Annotated in this window: 5 protein-coding genes and 1 pseudogene; 4 read left to right on the forward strand and 2 right to left on the reverse strand. The window is 28.1% G+C overall.

Annotated elements, in window-relative coordinates:
- Together J7M77_RS03930 and J7M77_RS03935 are read left to right on the forward strand one after the other, a co-directional pair.
- A pseudogene (locus J7M77_RS03930) lies at positions 1–518 on the forward strand (hypothetical protein); the annotation flags it as partial.
- A gap of 343 nt (positions 519–861) precedes the next feature.
- Positions 862–1614, forward strand: a complete 753-nt coding sequence (locus tag J7M77_RS03935) for a sporulation initiation factor Spo0A C-terminal domain-containing protein (protein ID WP_296876206.1) — start codon at positions 862–864, stop codon at positions 1612–1614.
- Positions 1615–1671: 57 nt separating this feature from the next.
- On the opposite strand, the gene spo0A is transcribed toward J7M77_RS03935, so the two are convergent.
- Both spo0A and J7M77_RS03945 read right to left on the reverse strand, forming a co-directional pair.
- A complete protein-coding gene (gene spo0A / locus J7M77_RS03940) occupies positions 1672–2487 on the reverse strand; it encodes a sporulation transcription factor Spo0A (RefSeq protein WP_296876208.1) in 816 nt (271 codons plus the stop codon).
- Between the two features lie 194 nt (positions 2488–2681).
- Positions 2682–3794, reverse strand: a complete 1113-nt coding sequence (locus tag J7M77_RS03945; RefSeq protein ID WP_296876209.1) for a transglutaminase domain-containing protein — start codon at positions 3792–3794, stop codon at positions 2682–2684.
- 220 nt (positions 3795–4014) lie between these two features.
- Here J7M77_RS03945 and J7M77_RS03950 point away from each other — a divergent pair, with 220 nt between their 5' ends.
- Entirely contained in the window at positions 4015–5514 is a 1500-nt protein-coding gene (locus J7M77_RS03950) for an LCP family protein (protein ID WP_296876211.1), read from the forward strand.
- A gap of 93 nt (positions 5515–5607) precedes the next feature.
- The coding region (locus J7M77_RS03955; protein ID WP_296876213.1) for an LCP family protein at positions 5608–7026 on the forward strand (1419 nt) is incomplete at its 3' end.

Genomic DNA, 7026 nt, shown 5'->3' on the forward strand with positions numbered 1-7026 from the left:
TAATGGAAGTACCTGAATATTTAGACGGGAGAATAAATAACTGGAAATTGAATATAATTGATGTTATTGATTTTGATTATCATTTATTAAAAGAAGAAGATAATTATAAGCTGATCAAAGCAGTTCAGTTATTATATCAGTATAAAGGGGATAAAGAAAGATTAAAAGGGATGACAGTAAGCAAGGAAGTATTATTAATTTTGGCGAGTCTAACAGCCAGTGAGAATTTAAGAGAAATTGCAATCGAAGCAAAGGAAGGAGAAGAGATTAAGATGTGTGAAGCGTTAGATAGATTTAAACAGGATAATATTGAATTTGGTAGAAAAGAAGGAATCACTTTAGGAAAAGCAGAAAGCGGAGCCGAGATTCTTTTAATGATGTTATCAAAGAAAATGGAAATAACGGATAAGATCAAAGAAACAGTAAATAATAGCAGTTATGAAATGATGTTGAATGCTTTAGCAAATATTGAACAAATCAATGATTTATCTGATTTGGATAAATTGTTAGTTCATTAGTATGTTAAGTAACTAGGATATTATTTTGAATTTGCAGTAAATTATTAAAAGAGCGTTTTAAGGTGCTTGTAATGGTACTTATTAAAAACGTTCTTTTATTTTTTTACATTATTACAATATTTTTACATTTTATCTACATAATTTTCAATATACACATAAGTTTTATATTCTCTAATTAAAAAATTTGATATACTTTTCATTGACGTTAGAAAGGGGGCTAAACAATGGGGATAAAAGATCAAAGAATATTAATAGACAAATCAATATCAAAAATGACTATATGAAATATCAATAGGGGTAAAGTAGAAGTGAGGAGAAAATGTATACGCATTGAAAAAGAGGTATGGATAATGAAGTGAATATAGTGATTTTGTCAGAGGATCAAAATTTAACGAAAAGTCTAATTGATAAGATAAATAGCCAAGATAATTATTTAGTTAAAAGAAAATTTGATAGTGGCAAAGATTGTATTATTTATCTAACTAGAAATAAATGTGATTTATTGATTGTTGACTTGATTTTAACGGAAATTGATGGAATTGGGGTTATTGAAAAGATTATCGAGGCTAATCATGAAGCATTTGAAAGATTAGTTTGTATTAGTAATTTTACTAGTGGTGTTGTTTTTGAACAGTTAGAAGCATTAAATGTTGATTATTATTTCAAAAAGCCAGTCAATTATGATTATTTTATGGATATTATTAATAAGATGGTAAAAGAAAGAAGATCAATTAATACTAAAGAAATAATTAAGATTGACTATGAACAGGCGGCTAATCAACTATTAAGCAAACTAGCAATGCCAAGACATTTAAAAGGCTTTAAGTATATAAAGACCGCAATTGGTTTAGTCTGTGAAAATATTAATTTATTAAGTGAGATAACTAAAGAACTATATCCACAAATTGCTTATTTGCATGGAACAACAGCATCAAGAGTTGAACAAGCAATTAGGCATGCGATTAAGAATACTTGGGAAAATGGTAATCAAGAAGCTTGGCATGATATTTTTGGCTATCGAACAAAATATCGTCCCTGTAATTCTGAGTTTATATCAACGATTGTAGACAAGTTATTATTAGAAAGCAAAAGATAAGAACCAATTGAGTTTTCAATTGATTCTTATCAAGAAAGATTAGTAGTGGCAACTAATCTATAAATAACTATGACGACTAGCAGCTTTGGTTTGATGTTCTAAACGTAATTTATCAGCAATCATGGCAATAAATTCTGAATTAGTAGGTTTTGATTTAGTAGCACTTACGGTATAACCGAAAATATCATCAATGGCATCAGTGTTACCACGATTCCAGGCAACTTCAATTGCATGACGGATTGCTCTTTCAACTCGAGAAGCGGTTGTGCTGTATTGACGAGCAATATCTGGGTATAATACTTTAGTAACTTGACCTAATAATTCGATATTATAATAAGTTGATAAAATTGCTGTTCTTAAATACATATAACCTTTAATATGAGCAGGAATACCAACTTCATGTAAAATATCGGTAATTTCATTTTCAAGTTTAATTTTTTGATATTTTTCTGATTCATCTTGTGACATCATTTTGATATCTTCTAAAGTTATTTTCATTACTGAATTTAGTGTTGAAGTAAAATAGTTTAGGTCAAATGGTTGTTTGAAGCAATAACTTACATTTAACTTTTCTAGTGATTCGCAAATTAATGGATTTGCAAAACTAGTAATACATACAACTTTGTTATAGGCACGACTATTAATTTCTTTTAAACGATTTAATACGCCAATACCGTCAATATTGCTTAACATTAAATCGATGATTAATAAATCACAACTATTGTTTGATAAATAATTTAAACAGCTAACGGCATTATCACTATTACCAATTACAGTAAAATTATTAGTTGCCTGCAAGCTTTCCTTAATATTATTCAATAAATCCTTGTTTTCTTCTAAAATGTATACTGTATACTTTTTTACGTCTGTCATCTTTGTATTCCCCTTTCGTTTTAGTGACAAAATTTATTATATTTATACAGTTTGAAAGAGAAAAGTGTTTATCACGAGATAATTTTTGATTTCGAAAAGTAGTTAATTTTCTTAGGAAATAGAAGAAAACTTTCGTGAAAATTCGTGATAAAATCTCGAAAATTTAAGGATTATAACGACTATTGTCGATAGCCTTAAAGCAGCTTAAAAATCAAAACATTTAACGTATCTAGATATAAATATTGAACTGAATAACTGCCAGTTGCATAACTGCTATATAAATCAAACATTTCTTGTTGATTAATTAAACGGTTTTTAGCACTTTGATAACTGGTATCATCAAATTTAAACTCCATCCACTCAATATTATTATTGCGATATAAGCTAACCTGTTTTTTTAATTCATTTAAATTATAACTACTATTATATAAACCCTCATGATTAAAATAACAATACTCACCACTTTTAGTATCGTGATACTTACTAATTGGCTGATATAATTTCAACATATCATTACTATCAAACATAAAGTAAGCATACATTGCAAACGAATCGTTTTGGTCAACATAATCACCCCAGGTAGCATCAAGATAATAATAATCATTGTCTAAATAAATCAAATTCCAGGCATGGTTAATATCCTGACTATCATCAAGCGCTTTACCTACAATATAAGAACATTTAATATCTACAGCCTGGCATAAGTATTGCACGGCTTTGACATAACCGCTACAAACAGTATCACCATATAATAAAGAACTAGTAAGATGTTGATTATCTTTGGCGTTTTCTACATAAGTACATTTGTTAATGACAAAGTTATAGATTTCTTTTAACTTATCATAGTCACTACTATTTTGATCTAACGAGCTGATAAAATTATCACGTACTGTTTCTATTTGGCTTTTTAAACTAGATGTTTCTTCTTTAGTATAACTATATTTAGGAATGTAATAACAAACTTTAACTTGATTTTGTAATTCAAAATAATTTAAATAAAAAATTTCGGGATGGTCATATAATACATAACTAGTAATATTACTAATAGTTTCCATATCACTGCTGCCAATTTCCGTTTTATCATCATGATTAATTACACAATCATAAATACTTTCGTATATTTCTTTTTCATCCTTAGATAATTGTTCATAATAATATAGATAGCAATCATCAAGAGAATTTTTCTTTTTAGTTGTTTTAGTTTCATTTTTTACGGTTGGAGGAGTAGTTTGTTTGTCTGATTGATCAAAAAAACCACATCCTGTTAATAACGTAAGTGTAATTAAAGTAATTAATATTTTTTTCATGTTTAAATTCTCACTTTCGTAATATTTAGTACATATTAATATTATAGCATGGATTAGAATTATTTTGATAAAATCAAATTAATTATCAAGATAATCAATTGTCAAGAAAGAAAATCTTACAATTTTCTTAATTTTTTTCATAATTTCGACATAAATTTGTATTCTAAAAAAGAATATGATATTATTTAACGGTAAAAAAGTACTAATATAGGAGGCTTCTATGAAGAAAAACAAGTTTATACAGTTTATAACTTCCAAATATCTAATTTTAGCAGTACAATTAATCGCTACAGCAGTATTTACTTATTTGATCTTTGAATTAAATTTGGTACCTTTAAAATATTTAATTCCAGGATGTATTGCTTTATGTGTATTAATTATTATTTTCTTCTTTATCATGAGAAGCGGTCAAAAGAAAATTGATCAAGGATTACGAAGTAAACGTTCAATTATTACTAAGTTAATTAGTTTACTTGTAAGTATTTTATTAATGGTAGCTTCAAGTTTTGTTGTTAGAGGAAATAATTTCTTCAATAATGTATCTGAAGCTAAAACACAAAATTATTTAGTTTCTGTAATTACAATGAAAGACCATGAAGCAACTAAACTAAAAGATTTAGATGGTGCTAAATTTGGAATTTCATATCAATATGATACAACTACAGTTACTAAAGCAATTGCCGATATGGAAGATGAAATTGGTGAACAAAAAAATATGAAGAAGTATGATGATTATACTTCTTTAGCTGATGCTTTATATGATGGTGAAGTAGATGCTATCATTGCAGGGCAAGAATACAAATCAATGCTGGAAGCAAATCATGAAGGCTTTGATGATGATACTAAGATTATCAAATCTTATGAATATGAATCAAAATTATCAGTAACTACTAAACAAACTAATGTAACGCAAAATTCATTTACAATTTATGTAACTGGTATTGATACTTATGGTTCTGTAAATACTGTTTCAAGAAGTGACGTAAACTTAATTGTTACAGTTAATCCAATTGAAAAACAAATTTTAATGACAAGTATTCCACGTGACTGTGAAATCGAATTACATAAAAATGGGGAAATGGATAAATTAACGCATACAGGAATTTATGGTACTAATGAAACAATTAGTACAATCGAAGATTTCCTAGATGTACAAATTAACTATTTCGCTAGAACAAACTTTAGTGGTATTACTAATATTGTTGATGCTCTAGGGGGCGTAACAATTGATTCTGATTATGCTTTTACAACACTTCATGGTAACTATGAAATTGTTAAAGGTGAAAACGAAATGGATGGCGATAAGGCTTTATGTTTCGTAAGAGAACGTTATGCTTTACCTGGCGGTGATTTCGATCGTGGTAAGAATCAGCAAAAATTATTAAAAGCAATGTTAGATAAAGCAATGTCAGCTAAGATCATCACTAACTTTAATAACATCTTAAGTGCGATTGAAGGATGCTTTGAAACTGATATGAGCAGTGACGAAATCAAATCATTATTAAATATGCAATTAGATGACATGGCTGACTGGGAAGTATTTAATGTTCAAGTTGATGGAAAAGGATATTTAACTTCAGAAACTTATTCAATGAGTGGAACTGAAATCTACGTAATGAAGCCATATAAGAAACAATTAAAACAAATTAAAGAAGTAATTGACAAAATTGAATCTGGTGAAAGAATCAGTGAAGATGATGTTGATGGATTAGGAAATTAGAGCTTCATTTGAAGCTCTTTATTAATTTTGATAATTATGACTATATTATGACAAGGCAATATGTTATTATATAAGGTACAATGAGGTGAAAAGATGAAAAAGAGAAAAAAGAAGAAGGGAATATTTTCAAAGCTTTTATCAAAGGGAGTACTTTTGTTACTGCAGTTGATTGCTTCTATTGTATTCTTGGTATATATATATATTTTAAAAATGTTACCATTGAAATATTATCTTATTTTAATGGCCATTGTAATAATATTATTTTTAGGTGAAGTTATTTGGATGACTTCAGGTTATCGAAAAAAACGGCGAACAGGTAAACGTTTTAGAATTTTTATTAGTAAACTAACAAGCATTATTTTATCAATTTTGATGATTACAATTAGTGTTTTTGCTTCAAGAGGAAATGATTTTTTAAATAATATCACCAATGCTTTTAAACAGACAAGAGTCATTGCAGTATATGTGATGAAAGATAGTAAGATTGAAAGTATTGAAGATTTAAATGGTAAAAGTATTGGAATAGAAAAATCAACTAGTACCAAAAATATTAATAAAATGTTGGCGGAAATTGAAACTAAAGTTGATAAAACCAAACAAAAAAACTATGATGATTATGCATCGTTAGCTGATGGTCTGTTTAGTAATGAAGTTGATTGTATTGTAGCTGATCAATCATATTTAGGAATTTTGGAAACAAATCATGAAGGTTTTGAAGATGCAACAAAAGTAATTTATAAACTAGAATTTGAAGAAACAATTTCTGAAGTAACCACTCAAACAAATGTTACCAAAGAACCATTTATTGTTTATGTTACTGGTATTGATACATACGGTTCGGTAAACACAATTTCTCGTGCTGATGTTAATTTAGTTGTTTGTGTAAATCCAGTTGAAAAACAAATTTTGATGGTCAGTGTTCCACGTGATACACAAATTAATTTACATAAAAATGGTAAAATGGATAAAATTACTCATTCGGCTATGTATGGTATCAATGAAACAATTCAAACGCTAGAAGATTTCTTAGATATTAAAGTTAACTATTACGCTAAAACGAACTTTAGCGGTATCACTAACATTATTGATGCTTTAGGTGGGGTAACAATCAATTCTGATTATGCTTTTACAACACTACATGGAAACTATAAGATCGTAAAAGGTGAAAATCAGATGAATGGTGATAAAGCATTATGCTTTGTAAGAGAACGGTATGCTCTTCCTAATGGAGATTTCGATCGTGGTAAGAACCAGCAAAAATTATTAAAAGCTATCCTAGATAAAGCAATGTCATCAAAAATCATTACAAACTATAATAATATTCTTTCTGCAATCGAAGGAACATTTGAAACTAATATGGGCAGTGATGAAATTAAAGAACTAATTAATATGCAATTAGATGATATGGCTTCTTGGGATATGTTTAATGTTCAAGTAACCGGTAGTCCTAAATATACGTATGATACATATTCACAAAAAGGACAAAGAACTTATGTAACCGAACCTGATAAA

It is taken from the genome of Thomasclavelia sp. (genome assembly GCF_017889095.1).
Lineage (GTDB): Bacteria > Bacillota_I > Bacilli_A > Erysipelotrichales > Coprobacillaceae > Thomasclavelia.

Bases quoted from the DNA above. Each gene is read 5' to 3' on its own strand.
- J7M77_RS03935 (WP_296876206.1), top strand. From the start codon at position 862: ATGGATAATGAAGTGAATATAGTGATTTTGTCAGAGGATCAAAATTTA.
- spo0A (WP_296876208.1), bottom strand. From the start codon at position 2,487: ATGACAGACGTAAAAAAGTATACAGTATACATTTTAGAAGAAAACAAG.
- J7M77_RS03945 (WP_296876209.1), bottom strand. From the start codon at position 3,794: ATGAAAAAAATATTAATTACTTTAATTACACTTACGTTATTAACAGGA.
- J7M77_RS03950 (WP_296876211.1), top strand. From the start codon at position 4,015: ATGAAGAAAAACAAGTTTATACAGTTTATAACTTCCAAATATCTAATT.